Below are 14326 nucleotides of genomic sequence, written 5' to 3' on the forward strand. Positions count from 1 at the left end.
CGTCTGAAGGACTGGCGCAGGGTCGCGACCCGCTACGATAGATGCCCAAAAGTCTTCCTCTCCGCCGTCGCACTCGCCGCAACCGTCATGTTCTGGCTATGATCCGAGAACGAGTCCTGACCCTAGCGGCCCAATCGGCATCGACTTCCCCACACTCTATCCGGCGCACGATTATCTGCGTCTAGCGTCGTACGCGCTCAAACCGCTTCATCCAGCCGATCGGGACCGCAGGCTGTACAGGCTGCTGCGGACCAGGGACGATTAACGGTGCGAAGACCGCCGTTGCCTTCCCCAAACTCAGACCGCCAGGCGGGTGACATCTGCCCACCGAGCGCCTCAAAGCGACGCGGTGCAGCGACGACGACCCGACTGAAGGAGGCCTCCGGCGGATTCATCAGGCAGTCGAGCGCCACCTCCGAGATCATCGCGGTGACGAAGGCGAGTTCGACCGGTCCAAAAGGCTGATAGTGCGCGCCGCATGCCGGCTCTTCCAAAGTGGGATCGGCGCCGGCTGGCCACTCGACGACCGTCAGATCCGGCGCACCGGTGCGTCCTATATGGCATTGCAGGCAGCCATCGGTCTTGCCGACCGCGACCGCATGGCCGGCGCAGGCGTGGGCCTCCGTCCACCCATAGACGATGGGCATCGCGCGCGCTTGGCCGAGATGCCAACGATTGAGTGCGCTCTCGGCGACCCAATTTCCGGTCGCGGAGACGATCAGATCTGCGGCGGAAAGCAGATCGCCCTCATGCGCGATCAGTTGATGAAGGCCGACGGGGCGATGCTCGACCCGGAGATGCGGATAGTCGGCCTGAAGCCGCTTGAACAAGGCCTCGGCCTTGTTGCGCCCAACAGCGGTCGCGCCGAGCGGATGACGTCCGACGTTCGGCCAACTTAATTCCTCGGGATCGACCAGGACGAGGCGGCCGACGCCGGCCTGCGCCAGCGCGCAAGCCACGGGCGCGCCGACCGACCCGCAGCCGACCAGCACCGCCGTGGTACCGAGCAGACGCCCGGTCCTTGGATCTTGGCCGCGCCCATGGACCCAGTCCGCGTCCGCGCGCTGCACCAGGGTTCGCACAACCGGCGCCGCCCCAAAGAACCTCCCAAGTAGGACGGGCCCAGGGGTATTGCGAGGCCGAAAACCTTTCGACAAGGGCTCGTCCGGCGCGCGGGGGCGGCCTTTACACCGCTTGGGGTTCGGAACCTTCACCCCGATCGCGGCCGGACCGCCCCGTCCGACCGCGCCCAACAGCACCAAGACCTCGTCCGGCTCCGCCTTCGCCGCCTCTTCGAGCGCCAACTTCGCGTCATCGCCGGTCCGCTCGGCCAGGCTGTACATATCGGCGGCTGTCTCGGGGTAATCCCCAGGCAGCAATGGCTCGTCGAGCCACAGAAAGGCGGCCGCCTCGGTCTTCACAGACGTTTTACCGCCGAAGCGACGACGCACCCAATCCTCAAGGGAGTCGTGGTCCTCGCCGACGACCTCTAGACTCTTGCCTCGCCAAACCCGCACCGGGCGGGACGGCGACCGAGGACTGACCAAGCTGAGCAGACGTTCGCCCCGAGCGTGCGCGCGGTAGCCCCAATAAGTGACGAACTCCTCGCGGAAGTCGCGTTCGATGATGCAGCCCTCCAGCAGCTCCTCAATCAGGCGTACCGAGCGGTGTAACAGGTCCATCGCCACCTCGGCCGGATCGTCAGGATCCCACTCTGTCGCGTTCGGCCAAAGGCACAGGACGCCATCGCTCTCGACATGTGGCCAAGTCATCGCTTCAGGATGGTCGACCAGAGCCGTCCTGACTGGCGTCGTCGGGAATTGAGCACCGGCTAGAACATCGATCCGACGCGTGACCCCGTCGGAAAAAGCGACGCTCATCCGCCATGCGCCGACGATCCAGTCGCGCGCCGGATAGTCTCTGGCTATCGTACCGCGATCGAGGCGTTCAAACGCCGCTCCCACCCGCTCGCGTAGGGTCACTTCGAGGAGAAGCGCCGCCTGTCGCCAGCGGAGCGGGAGCAGATCTTTAGGCATGACGGCCGCCGCCGACCGTGCTGACCGCGCTCGCCGCCGCCGATGTCGCGCTCAACAGGGCGGCCGACCCGATGATCGCGGGGACAGCCACAGACGCCCGCTGCTCCGACTCCAGCCGCTCGCTGAAGAAGGTCGTCGCGAAGACCTTATCCCAGCATTTAAGCGCCTTCTCGCGCGTGCAATCAGCGTCGAAGAGCGGCGAGAGCGTGTCGATCGCCTCGGTCAGTTTCTCGCGGAAGCAACGCGCCTTCGCATCGTCAGGTCCGCTGGTGATGGTGTCGCCTGGCGTCACCGGATGGGCCACCTGCAGGTTCCAGTTCAGACGGTCGCGGATAGCGACCATAGTGTCGTAAAGAGCGCGATCCTCGCGGTCGTTGGCGCTGAACTTCTCGGTTGTCAGCACCGAGATGCCAAAGCCGCTGAGGATCGAGCCGCGCCAACTGTGGCGGCTGCGGGCGTACTTCTTTAGGTCACGGTTGATGCGGCGCAGCTGGATGCCATCGGCCGATGCCGCCCGCTGATCCTCGTACCAGTCAGAAACGTCGCACGCGTCCGACCGCTTCCATCCGCTACTCGCCGCCAGCTCGTAATGGACCTCTTCGCCGAACCCGGTGTCGGTGACGACCCTGCGATAGACCGGCAGGTCGACATGATAGCCCTTCTCGTAGAGGACACGTACGCAGTTCGACCGGACCGCGGGAGCCTGCTTGAATTTGCCGTCGTCGATCGCGTCACGCACCATCCAGCGCGCTTGGAGCGAGGTCATCTCAGCGCCGCGCTCCCCGACTAGATCGGCCTTCTCGAAGTAGACGCCGTCGTCGATGTCGTAATCGTTGTCCGGATCCCGGCACATCGTCTTCATTGCGTAGCTGCCCTGCTTGACAAACTTGATCGGCTCGGGCTTGCTCGCCTTGTCTAGACCATTGCGCAGGCGCGTCCGGTTGGTGTTGCGGCGGTCGCGCATGGCGTCCTGCTCGCTTTTGGGCAGGGTTACCTCTTGGTCGTGATACGCACGCAGGTCTTTGGAGCAGTCGAACATCGCCTAGCCTTTCCGATCCTCGTTGGAGCCTGAGCGCCAGACAGCGCCGGTCGCCGGCATCGCCGGCAGGTCTTGCATGAGGCGGCGGATCATCCGTCCGTCCTCGCTGTTAATGTCGTCGCACGCGCTCTTGGTCAGATCGGCGTCGGTGTGAGCCTGACCGACCAACCGATCCATCGCTTCGGTCCGGGTGTCGTCGAGTGCCAGATACGGCATCATGCTGGCCGGCACGGGCTTGTTGGGGAATCGCACACGCCGTATCGCGCGGCCGCAGTCGCTGATGACGTTGGTCAGTAGCCGCGCCATATGGTCGAAGGCGAACTCCTGCGCGGAGATGCTGAGCGGCGCGACATCAGCGCCAAGCCTCCAGTCCAGCATTGAGCGATGCGCGTTATCGGCATCGAGGTGGTCGCCTTCGGGACGCGGACAGGTCCCGAGTGAATAGATCTCGATCGGTTGATCGGGCGGCGCGACAGTCAGCGCGTCGATCAGCCCGACCATAATCGGATTGTTAGCCCAAAGCCCGCCATCGGCGAACACCTGCTTGGGTCCGCCGGGCGCGTTCGGGTCGTCGATTGCCGCCAAGGAACGGTAGATCGGCGCTGCACTGGTCGCCATGCAAACATCGACCAGTGGATAGCGATCGTCACGCACACCGCTCTTCGGCGTCTTCTTGAACACCCAGGCGCGGTGTTCGCTCATCAGCACGGTCGGAATTGAAAGCGAGATGCCGCGCCCTTCGAACACGTCCAGCATCGTCACGTTGTCAAGGACGCCGTATAGGGCCTCGCGCAACGCCTTGTCGCCCTCGCGAACGAATCGGCTGCCCTGACTTGCGCGGTAGATCGCGCTCCGCATTCCCGCGATCCGGTGCGGGAAGATTTTGGGTCCGTGCACTCGATAAAGCGATACGACTTCGGTCATCGGGCGACCGACCGCCAAGGCACAGCCGACGATCGCACCGGTGCTCGTCCCGGTGATGAGGTCGAAGCCGCGTCCCAAGTCGAGCGCCGGTTCGCCGCGAATACGGGCGAACTGGTCAGTCAGGCGCGCCAGAAACGCCGCCGTATAGATGCCGCGCATCCCGCCGCCATCGAGGCTGAGCACCCTATAGGGCCGCTTAACACCCTGATCCTTCTGCTCTACTGCCATTCGTGTGCTGCCGCCCCCGAATTAAAGCCGGTTGCGTCCACACCCGGTCCCGTCTACATCATATGGGGAAGCTCCGGCCTTGCGTCAAGTAGCTAGATGTGATTTGCTCGAGAGCGTCGCCTTTTCTTGAGGGTGGATGGTATGGGAGAAGATGGCGGGCAACTGCGCTGGGGCGTGCGCCGACGGCTGGAGTTTATCGACTTCCGCCTTTTTTGGGACGGGCGGTTCAACCGAAGCGACCTGTCGGCCACCTTCGCGATCTCGGCGCAGCAGGCGTCAGCCGACATCGCCCAGTATGAAAAGATCGCCCCCGCCAACCTTCGCTACGATCGCGCGGAGAAGGCCTACGTCCGCACAGCGGCTTTCGAACCGGTCCTGATCGGCGAGAGCATCGAGCGCTATCTGCTGCAGCTTGTAGCCATCGAGAACCGATGGATGCGGCCGGAAGACACTTGGTTTAACACCGTTCCGCCCGTCGAAGTCATCACGCTAGGAAGGCGCCCGACCGACCCCGAGGTTCTGCTCCGAGTCCTCGATGCGATCGGCAGACGTCAGGAAATCGATATCGTTTACGCCTCGCTGACCGGATCGACGCAGCCAGCACGGACAATCGCGCCGCATGCCCTCTCCCATAGTGCCGGCCGCTGGTACATCCGATCCTGGTCCCGCGACCATAACGATTTTCGGGACTACAACCTCAATCGGATCGCGACTGTCAGCGCCCACCGGCCCGCGACCGTAGACCCGAGCTTAGACTTCGAGTGGGTCCACAAGATCAATCTCGATATCCGCCCCAATCCTGAACTGACGGCCGAGCGCCAGATCGCCGTCGCAGCCGAACATGGCATGACGGACGGTAGGCTTTTACGCCCCTGCCGCCTCAGCCTCAGCTTCTATTTGATGAGCGAATACAACTTGGACGTGGAACCCGGCGTCCTGAAACCCGAGAAACAGCAGATCGTGCTACACAACCGTGAGGAGGTGATCCAAGCTCGAGCCTTGTCACGCCAGATGTCGGTTGAGGCCCTCGCACGCGCCGCCGCCGGCGGCACGACGTGACGAGCATCCGACAGCTTGGGTCAGCGGCTCGATCGCTCGATTGGGAAAGGCGCGTATGCCCGTAGCCGCCACCTTGCTCTTCGGCAGCCTCGCGCGAGCCGATCAAACTGATGGATCCGATACCGATCTCCTTCTGATCGGCCTGGACGAGGAGATCCGCCACGTCACGGTCGGTCATCTATCGCTGTTTCTCTACCCTTGGGCACAGCTCGAGCAAGACGCCCGCGACGGCGACCTCTTCGTTTGCCACCTCGTCCAGGAAGCAAAGCCCCTCATAGATCCGGACGGCTATCTGGAGAGGTTGCGGCAAGCCTTCCAATATCGGGCAAGCTATGCGCCAGACATCGCGCGTGCGACCGATTTCGCGTGGTTTCTTGCTAGGTTCGGTGCGGAACTCAACTCGGAGCTGCTCCTGAAACGGGCACTGTGGTGTATTCGCACGATCTTGATTGCGAGAAGCGTCGAAGCGCGTCAGCCAGTCTTTGCCCCGGCACGACTAGCGGACACCGTAGCATCGGCTTCGGCTCGCGACCTTCTCCTCAACCGCCGGACCGGGCGGGACAGGGCCGCCGTGCAGGAGGTGCTCCGGGATTTTCTAGCCAAAGACCTGGTCGGCGATCGGTGGCTGGACGGCGTCGATCGAGCGGCGTTCATAAAACGGTTTGTTACGACAGCCAACAAGGTCGCCCTTCAGACGCTGCGCAAAGAGAACGACAGCCAGGTGAGCTACCGAAGCTAAACGACCGGCCTGTGTGCCACACATCTTGGCGTATGATCAACGTCTGGTGGTCCACCGAAAGATGAAGGTGAGCTGGTCGTCGCTCATGACGAGGATCAGCCGAGAGGAGAACGCTTTCCCCTGCGACCGAGATCTTGGTTTCAGTTGATCTGCCTCATGGTTCGGCCCGCGACGAAGGTCAGCTTCCTGCTCTCTCTGTCCATCGGCAGACGATGGTGAGCTCACCGCACTCCAATTGCTGGACCCCGGCCGAGTTCGGCTGGACTATGACGACGCCCTTTTTCCTAGACGCCATTTGATCGCGGACACCTCGATCGCCAACGAGCTGAACACGCCGGCCCCGGCGGACGCCACGATCTCATTAGACGCATTCGCGTTTGACCTGAGAAGCGTTGGCAGAGCAGGGTGCAAGGGGATGGTCAGCTTCCGCGCAAGAGGTCTTGAAGCAGTCTTCGGATCATCTCCGGCCTGCTCGGCAGATCGGCTTCCATTTTCCGGCGCCGGTCCAGTTCTTGGATCATCGTTCGCGGAAGCCGCAGGTTGACCGGCTCCGTGTCTGTCGATGGCCGACCGCGGTTCGATTTTTTCTCAGTGTCGGTCACGTTTCACACTTGATTTTATGATTTAATGGTTCCATATAATCGGGAGAGACGCAAGGCTCCACCCTCGCGCTCTCCCTAACCGCCAGACCCTGCATGGAGGCACTGATGGCTAAGAACTCGAATACCACTGTTCCCTCGTTCACTGAACCCCGGACGGGTGGCCTGCGCGCGATGTTCGCGCGTTTCACGGCCCTGGTCGGGTCGCTGGTCGAGTTGACCGACGCCGAGCGCGACCTTGGGGGCTATCAGGGCCAGGACCCGGCCCTCTCGGCCTTCACCGGCGCGGTGGACACGGCCCGGGCCCAGACGCTCACCCACTGCGCGGTGATCGTGGCCGGCGAGACCGAGGACGAGATGGCTCATGGGATGCAGACCGTGGCGCGGATGGTCCGGACCGTCCTGACGGCGGACACGTTTTCTGAGGTGGCGATCATCCGGAATCTGCTCTCGATGCGCAACGAGACCGTGCTCTTCCCGGTCTTCCGGCCCGGCCATGATCGCTACAACAGCGTGATGGAGCGGGCCTTCTCCGCGCTCGCGTCCTACATCGCGCTGCCCGGAACCGGCACCGCGGCGGCCGATCGCGGCCTGATGGCGAGACTGTCAGAGGGGACGAACGTGGCGCACACCGCGATGTCGCGCAACTTCACTGGGCTCCTGGGGGCGATGGAGCGCTACATCCGTGCGGAACAGCCGCTTCAGCGCCCGTTGGCGGGAGATGTCCGGGCGGAGCCCTTCGCCCGCGCGATGGAGCAGGCTGAGGCTACCCTGAAGGCGCTGCACGGCGCGCTTCACGATGTGATGGTCGCCGATCTGGTTCGCCCGGAAGACGGGGCCCTCTGGGAGCTCGGGTATGCCCTCTTCACCCTGATGGCCAAGAACGATGACGCGGATCGCGCGTTCTTTTTCGACACGATCATGGCCTATCAGCCGGGTTTCATGGTGCCTGGCCCCCATGCGGTCGCGCGCCGGACGCGTGAGATGCAGGTCCGGTACTTCCAGCTCATCGAGCAAATGATGGCGCTTCAGGACTTCGGCGGACCCGGCCCCGACGATGATGGCGCCAGCTGGCCCATGCTGGCGGCCTGATCGGGCCGGACCCACACACGCCATTCCGAGGGGGCCCGGCCCCCTCGCCGTTCCCTTCAAGCGCGACGGAGTTGACCGATGCAGCTCTTTCTTCCCGGCATGACCATGCCGAGCCGCCCGCCGGAGAACCGCGATGCCCGTGAGGCTCTGGCGACCTACCCCGACACCCCGGTGGAAGACCTCTGCCGCCACGCGAAGGCACTGGGGCGCGCAGCCGAGCTCATGGTCGACAGCGTGCTCACGCGTCTGGGCGAGCGGGTATACCCGGCCGACGAGCACGAACGGCATGACCGGGTCCTCATTCTGCCGAGCGGCGCGTCCCTGCGTATTCAGGTCAAGACCCGCCACGCCCAGACCGAGCGTGGAGATTACATCTTTACCTTGCGCCAGCGCTCCGAGCGCGGCTGCACGGGGCGTGGCCCCTATCAGCCGCACGACTTCGACATTCTCGCCATGGTCGTCCTGACCGAGGGGGTGGTCCGCTTCTCAGCGGATTGGCAACTTCGGCAGGTCGTCCACGCCAGCGAGATCCCGGAGTTGCGGCGGAACCCGCGCCATAGCCTTGATGAGGCACTCGCGCGGCTGGGCCACACGGATGCCATACCGGGCGGCTGGGACGCAGACCTCGCCCTCGCTGCCTGAACGAGCCCGGCGCCCTCTTCGCTTCCCCACCAGCCCCACGCTTCGGCCCGCCCTTCCGGCGGACCGTTCCCCCTTTTTCTTTTCCGGAGGCTTCTCATGACACAGCCCATCCTTCCCACCCAGACCTCGACGCCCGCGCCCGACTGGCGCGCCTTTGCCGCCGCGCTCCGGGCGAGCCTGCTCGCGCCGCCCGTGTCCTGGGCGGCCATGGCGGTCCCCGCCGCGCCTGCCAGGGTGACCGAGGCGCAGACCTTTACCGAGACGGCAACCGTCGAGGCCGCCGGGTCCGACGACATGGACAGCACCACGGGGACGACGGCCGCCAAGACTGCGGACGGGGCCGGAACGGCGGCCGAATGGAGCCTGGACGACATTCTCGACTGGGTCGAGACGGAGGGCGCGGGCCTGCCCCTGACCAACACGGAGGCCACGGCGTCCAGCCCGACGTCCGGCCCTGCCCCCGCCTATCGGCTGCGCCCCGCCGCGGCGATGGCCGTATATCGCTTCGCCCGGACCTTCGGCACGGTCGCGGCGATGCAGGCGGCGCTGGCCGAGCCAGGTCGCGTGAGCGCCCTTGTTACGGGCACGCCCGCGCTGGACGAGACGATGTTCTCCCTTCTGGAGCATGTTCTCAAGCGCAAGGAGTTCTGGCCCGGGCATCTGCCCGATCCGCGGATCATGGCCGTGGAGGGCGCGATCAAGACCAGCCAGGACCGGCGCGGGGATCCCCTCGCCCAGCTCGCTTCCGGTCTGCGTGCCGCGCTGGAAGCCCGCCGCCCGACGATCCTCATCGCCGCCGCCGGCATGATCCCCACGGCGGTGCAGGCGCTGGACCCGGTCCTGAACCCGCTGGCGCCCCTTGACCGTGAGGTCGTGCTCGAGATCCTCGCCGATGCCTATCCCGGCGCCGAGATTACGGAGGACAGCCTCGCCGCGCTGCCCCTGGACGCGGCCCTCCGTGGCCTCGGGCCGGACGACCTCCTCGTCGCGATGCGCTGGCCCGACCCGGCGCAGGCCGTCACCGCGATGGCCACCCGGCTGGCCCCGCCACGGGCGGAAGGCCCGGGGCTCGCGGACTTCCCGCTGCCGCAGAGTGTGCGGGGACCGCTCGAGCAGATGATCGACGACCTGCGCGCGTGGAAAGCAGGCGAGATTCCGTGGCGCGACGTGAGCCGGGGACTTTTGCTCGCTGGACCTCCCGGCACCGGCAAGACCGAGATCGCGCGTCTTGTTGCGCGGGAGGCGGGCATCGGGGTGATCGCCGGGTCCGTCGCCACCTGGCAGGCGCGCGGGGAACGGTCCTCCGATCTCATCCGCGCGATGAAGGGCGATTTCGCAAAGGCCTCCGCTGAGGGACCGTGCGTCATTTTCATCGACGAACTGGATGGATTCGGGGATCGTACCCGGCGGGATCATAACGCGACTTGGGTCGATTACGTTGTGGGGGCTCTGCTGGAGTGTCTGGATGGTTTTTCCGGTCAGGAAGGCGTTGTGGCCATGGCCGCAACCAATAACCTTGATCGGATCGACCCAGCCCTGAAACGCCCGGGCCGCTTCGATCGGATTCTGCAGATCGGCCATCCCACGCCCGACCTCCTTCCGGCTGCGATCAGGTGGCAGGCCTGGCCGGCCCTTGTCGATTCGGATCTGAGCGGCGTCGCGGCGCAGGCGGTGGGGATGAGCGGGGCGGACGTCGCCGGCCTCGTCCGCGCTGCCCGGGCCAAGGCTCGGCGGGCGCGCCGCGCGCTCCACGTTGACGACCTCACCGCCGCATTGGCCGAGATCCGCCCGCCGATGCCGGACGCCTTGCGTTGGCAGGTGGCCGTGCATGAGGCCGGCCACGCTGTCGTCGCAGCCGCCACCGGCGTGGCGCGGCCCAAGCTGCTGGCCCTGCAAGGGGATGGCGGGTCGACACACGCGAAGCGGTTAATGATCGGCCAGCGCCGGTCCGAGATGGAGGCGGCGCTGGCTCTCGACCTCGGCGGGCGCGCCGCGGAGATCGATGTCTTCGGAGAGCCCTCCGGCGGCGCGGGGGGCGATGCAAGCTCGGACCTCGGGGGCGCAACCCTGCTCGCCGTCGCCATCGAAGCGTCGCTCGGCCTCGGCGACAGTCTGGTCTGGGAGGGCAGCCCGCAGTCGGTGTTGGACCGGCTCGCCCTCGACGTCGATCTGCGTGCCCGGGTCGAGATCCACCTGCGCCGGGCCGAGGCGAGGGCCCTGCGCATCGTGGCGGAGCATCGCCCGCTGCTGGAGGAGATGGCGGGCGCGCTGTCTCGGTGCGGGATGCTGACCGGGCCCGAGCTGGACGCGCTCCTCGCCCGTGTGACGCCTGAGGCTGCGATGGCGATGCCTCCCGTACAGCCCCACTTGGGCGCCGGGCCGGTCGAGCACCGGATCGGCAAGACCGGAATAAGTCAACCAGCCCATCGGGCGGGGCGCGCTCCGCTCGACCCTCTCCCTTCGCCGGACCGGGCCGATAACATCGATGCAAGCCCCGACCTCAGTCGGCGCTTCGCCGCCTGATCCGCGCAGCCAAGGGAGCGTCCGGTCCGGGAGGACCGGGCGCGCCGACCGCAGCCTCAGTCATCTTCCTGCCGCCCCTGTATATAAGGAGTGCGCTCATGCCTCAGACATCTTTCGTCCAGACGCGGCTACCGCGGCCGGACCTGACCGGCCAACGCCGCCAACAGCATCGGCATCTGGCGTATCGCCGGACGCGGATTACGGGCCTGGGGCCGCGGGTTCCCGGCGGTTGCCGCGAACTGCTCCGGTCGCCCCTTGCGCCGCGCCCCCTCAGGTCTGTGCGGTAACCGGTGCAGAACGACCTGATGCTGCACGCCCCAACCGCGCCCGAAGGGACGCTCTTCTTCTCATCGTGTCTTCGGCCCAAATGAGCCGAGATCGAGGAACCAGTCCGGAGCCAACCCCTCCAACCACCCCCAAGAACCCAAACACAGCGCCCCAGGCCCACCGACGGCATCGACGGTGCAGGCGGATGCAGGACGAGAGGAACAAATGTTGATCAGGGATCATCGGCATCGGAACCGGATGACGAGGTGGTGAAGCATCGTTCCGCTGGATGCCCGCCGTCCGACGCCCCCGCATTGCGGGTGAGCGCTGAGGGCAGTGCTGACCTGAGCGCCGACCTGAGCGCCGACCTGAGCGCCGACCTGAGCGCCGAGGCGGTGCGACCGGTTTACTGTGGCGTCCATCAGGTTTGGGGGCGTATCCACATGTTTCGCAGGGCGCGGGCTGCGACGGCATACCGCCAGGCCCTATCTTGCCCTACATTTCCCGTCAGGCGCAGAAGGCGTCCTCAGCAGCAGAACGCTCGGGGTTTCACCTTAGCGGAGGCCATCATGGCCAAAGACATTACGACGATTTCGAAGGCGAACGGGGGCAAAACGAAGCAAAGCCTTGCGACCTACAAGGCCAAACATCGCCAGTACAGCGCAGCCTCGGCGGAACGCAAGAAGGCGGCGGGTATGTGTAGGGTTTCGGTTTGGGTGCCGTCTTGGGCGGAAGACATCTTGAAGCGGTTCGCGAAGCGCCTGTGCGAGGGGCGCGTGCCCGATGATATCGGGCGCGCTCAGGCCGGACACGGAAAGATCGGCGGTCGCGGTTCCATCCCGCCCCGGCCGCGTAGGAAGCGGAAGACGATGCCGTGCGATGCGCGGCAGCTGGATCTCTTCGGTCCCGTGTGAACGGGTCCGGGCGGGCGACAGCAGGCGGTTGTCCACATCTTTCGAGGTGGCCAACCTGTTTCGGCCGGGACGCCGGCAGGGGACGTAGACTATTCTTGTGATGCGGGCCGGGTGGCCCGAGGGGGCAGAAGCTCCATTCACGCTTGTTCTTGAACGCTTCGCAGAACCGGGGGCCGGAAAGGCAGGACAACGATGGATGACACGGAAAGGAGCTGCGCGGACGCAGCATGAGCCGGGCTTGGCCCGGACGGGAGAGACGGAAGTTCAGGCAGGACGCGCGCAGCGCCCTGCCCCGAAGACGACGGCCCCCGGGGCTGAGGCGACGACGCCTGAGCCCGGGCCTGTGCATGAAGCACCGGGACCGGGAGCGCCGCTGCCCCCGCCGCACCCGGCGCTGGTTGAGTTGGTGCGGCTGCTGGCGCGGGTGGATGCGCGGCGGGCGCGGTCGGAAGAGAGAGGGACGCGGTGATGAGAGAGAAGACGGGCCTGCGGGCGGCGATCTACGCGCGCTATTCGTCGGACATGCAGTCGTCGGCCTCGATCACCGACCAGGTCCGGATTTGCCGCCGGCTTGCGGAGGAGCGGGGCTGGCAGGTGGTGGAGGTCTTCGCGGACGAGGCGATCAGTGGGGCGACGCATTTGCGCACCGGATTTCAGGCGATGCAGCAGGCGGCGATGACGGGCCGGTTCGACGTGCTGGTGGCCGAAGCGCTGGACCGCCTGAGCCGGGATCAGGAACACATCGCGGGGCTGCACAAGCGCATGCGGTTTTTGGGCGTGGAGATCTTTACCAAGGGGGAGGGCCCGATCAGCGAGATGCATGTTGGGCTGGGCGGAACGATGTCCGCCATTTTCCTGCGGCATCTCGCGGAGAAGACCCATCGCGGCCTGGAAGGCCGGGTCAAGCAGGGGAAGTCGGCCGGGGGGATCAGCTACGGCTATCGTCTGGACCGCCAGCCCCTGCCGGATGGAACGCATACGACCGGGGACCGCGTCATCGACGAGGCCGAAGCGGCCATAATTCGGCGGATTTTCACGGAGTATGACCGGGGGCTGAGCGCGCGGTCGATCGCGATCGGGCTGAACCGGGATGGCATCGCCCCGCCCCGCTCGGGCGGCAAGGGGTCCGGGACGTGGAGCTTCTCGACGATCTCGGGGAACTGGCAGCGCGGGACGGGGATTCTCAACAATGACCTGTACCGAGGTCGCCTGGTCTGGAACCGGCAGCATTTCATCAAAAACCCGGACAGCGGCAAACGGCAGGCCCGGATGAACCCCGAGACGGAGTGGATCACCGAAGATGTCCCGCACCTGCGGATCATCGACGATGCCTTGTGGACGCGGGTCAAACAGCGCCAAGGCGCGATCCGGGACGATATCCTGACCGAGCGGGCAGAAGACCCCGGCGCGCCGAAGATCGAACGCGGCCACCGCCCGCGCTACCTGCTGTCGGGCCTCCTGACCTGCGGCTGCTGCGGGGCGGGCTATATCATGATCAGCGACAGTCGCTATGGCTGCGCGGCGGCCCGGAACCGGGGGACTTGCGAGAACAGGAAGACGATGGCGCGCAAGGACGTGGAGACCCGCGTCCTGAACGGCCTCCAGACCCGGCTGATGCATCCGGAGCTGATCCGGGAGTACATCACGACCTGGCAGCAGGAGATGCAGAAGGAGCGACTGGAGAGCCTGGCGGCCCGGGGCGAGCAGGAGCGGCGCCTCGCGAAGGTGCTGCGCGACATCGAGAACATCGTCACCGCGATCACCGAGGGGATGTTTCACCCGAGCATGAAGGCGAAGATGGACGCGCTGGAAGCGGAACGGGCGGAGCTGGAGGCGAAGCTCGCCGTCCTGCCCGAACCGGAACCGGTGGCCATCCACCCCGGCCTCGCCGAGACCTACGCCCGCAAAGTCGCGGACCTTGCTGAAGCCCTGAACGACCCGGAGGCCCGGCCGGAAGCGGCCGACCTGCTGCGCGGTCTGATCGAGAGCGTGACGCTGACGCCCGACCCGGACGCCCCGAACGGGCATGTGATCGAACTGCGCGGTGAACTGGGGGCGATTTTGTCATTGTGCGGCAATGAGGTAGCCACGAATGCCAACGCCCGCCGGAGTGCGGCGGGCGTGAGGCAAGTGACTATGGTTGCGGGGGCAGGATTTGAACCTGCGGCCTTCAGGTTATGAGCCTGACGAGCTACCGGGCTGCTCCACCCCGCGACGGTTGTGCCTGTTTTTGGCACGCGAGCCCCGAGGGCGTATTAGCGATC

At 65.9% G+C, this 14326-nt stretch carries 11 protein-coding genes, 1 tRNA gene and 1 pseudogene; 8 read left to right on the forward strand and 5 right to left on the reverse strand.

Annotated elements, in window-relative coordinates; all coding sequences use genetic code 11:
- Window positions 1-102, forward strand: a pseudogene (locus ACMUOO_RS13700) (IS5/IS1182 family transposase); the annotation flags it as partial.
- Window positions 103-197: 95 nt separating this feature from the next.
- Here ACMUOO_RS13700 and ACMUOO_RS13705 read toward each other — a convergent pair.
- Genes ACMUOO_RS13705 through ACMUOO_RS13715 form a run of 3 tightly spaced genes read right to left on the reverse strand, consistent with a single transcriptional unit; the run spans window position 198 to window position 4227 of the window.
- A complete protein-coding gene (locus ACMUOO_RS13705; protein ID WP_413855536.1) occupies window positions 198-2036 on the reverse strand; it encodes a ThiF family adenylyltransferase in 1839 nt (612 codons plus the stop codon).
- Window positions 2029-3075: a cyclic GMP-AMP synthase DncV-like nucleotidyltransferase gene (locus ACMUOO_RS13710; RefSeq protein WP_413855538.1), complete on the reverse strand. Its 1047-nt coding sequence runs from the start codon at window positions 3073-3075 to the stop codon at window positions 2029-2031. Before ACMUOO_RS13710 ends, ACMUOO_RS13705 begins: the two co-directional genes overlap by 8 nt.
- Before the next feature lie 3 nt (window positions 3076-3078).
- On the reverse strand, window positions 3079-4227 hold the full coding sequence (locus tag ACMUOO_RS13715; protein WP_413855540.1) for a patatin-like phospholipase family protein: 1149 nt from the start codon (window positions 4225-4227) through the stop codon (window positions 3079-3081).
- 141 nt (window positions 4228-4368) lie between these two features.
- Between ACMUOO_RS13715 and ACMUOO_RS13720 the strand changes: the two genes are divergently transcribed.
- A complete protein-coding gene (locus ACMUOO_RS13720) occupies window positions 4369-5286 on the forward strand; it encodes a WYL domain-containing protein (RefSeq protein ID WP_413855542.1) in 918 nt (305 codons plus the stop codon).
- 55 nt (window positions 5287-5341) lie between these two features.
- Complete coding sequence (locus ACMUOO_RS13725) at window positions 5342-6025, forward strand: hypothetical protein (protein WP_413855544.1); 684 nt, start codon at window positions 5342-5344, stop codon at window positions 6023-6025.
- A 419-nt stretch (window positions 6026-6444) separates the two neighbouring features.
- Here ACMUOO_RS13725 and ACMUOO_RS13730 read toward each other — a convergent pair whose 3' ends face one another.
- On the reverse strand, window positions 6445-6627 hold the full coding sequence (locus tag ACMUOO_RS13730; RefSeq protein WP_413855546.1) for a ribbon-helix-helix protein, CopG family: 183 nt from the start codon (window positions 6625-6627) through the stop codon (window positions 6445-6447).
- 105 nt (window positions 6628-6732) lie between these two features.
- Between ACMUOO_RS13730 and ACMUOO_RS13735 the strand changes: the two genes are divergently transcribed.
- From ACMUOO_RS13735 to ACMUOO_RS13755, 5 genes are all read left to right on the forward strand, one after another.
- Window positions 6733-7716 carry a hypothetical protein gene (locus ACMUOO_RS13735; protein WP_413855548.1) on the forward strand — a complete coding sequence of 328 codons (984 nt, stop codon included), beginning with the start codon at window positions 6733-6735 and terminating at the stop codon, window positions 7714-7716.
- Window positions 7717-7794: 78 nt separating this feature from the next.
- On the forward strand, window positions 7795-8358 hold the full coding sequence (locus tag ACMUOO_RS13740) for a hypothetical protein (RefSeq protein ID WP_413855550.1): 564 nt from the start codon (window positions 7795-7797) through the stop codon (window positions 8356-8358).
- 96 nt (window positions 8359-8454) lie between these two features.
- Complete coding sequence (locus ACMUOO_RS13745) at window positions 8455-10881, forward strand: AAA family ATPase (RefSeq protein WP_413855552.1); 2427 nt, start codon at window positions 8455-8457, stop codon at window positions 10879-10881.
- Between the two features lie 836 nt (window positions 10882-11717).
- Complete coding sequence (locus ACMUOO_RS13750; protein ID WP_413855554.1) at window positions 11718-12062, forward strand: hypothetical protein; 345 nt, start codon at window positions 11718-11720, stop codon at window positions 12060-12062.
- A gap of 468 nt (window positions 12063-12530) precedes the next feature.
- Window positions 12531-14243: a recombinase family protein gene (locus ACMUOO_RS13755; protein WP_413855556.1), complete on the forward strand. Its 1713-nt coding sequence runs from the start codon at window positions 12531-12533 to the stop codon at window positions 14241-14243.
- Here ACMUOO_RS13755 and ACMUOO_RS13760 read toward each other — a convergent pair.
- Window positions 14200-14276 (reverse strand) — tRNA-Met (locus ACMUOO_RS13760). The genes ACMUOO_RS13755 and ACMUOO_RS13760 overlap by 44 nt on opposite strands.
- Window positions 14277-14326 lie beyond the last annotated feature (50 nt).

It is taken from the genome of Albidovulum sp., from assembly GCF_041919395.1.
Classification (GTDB): domain Bacteria; phylum Pseudomonadota; class Alphaproteobacteria; order Rhodobacterales; family Rhodobacteraceae; genus Albidovulum.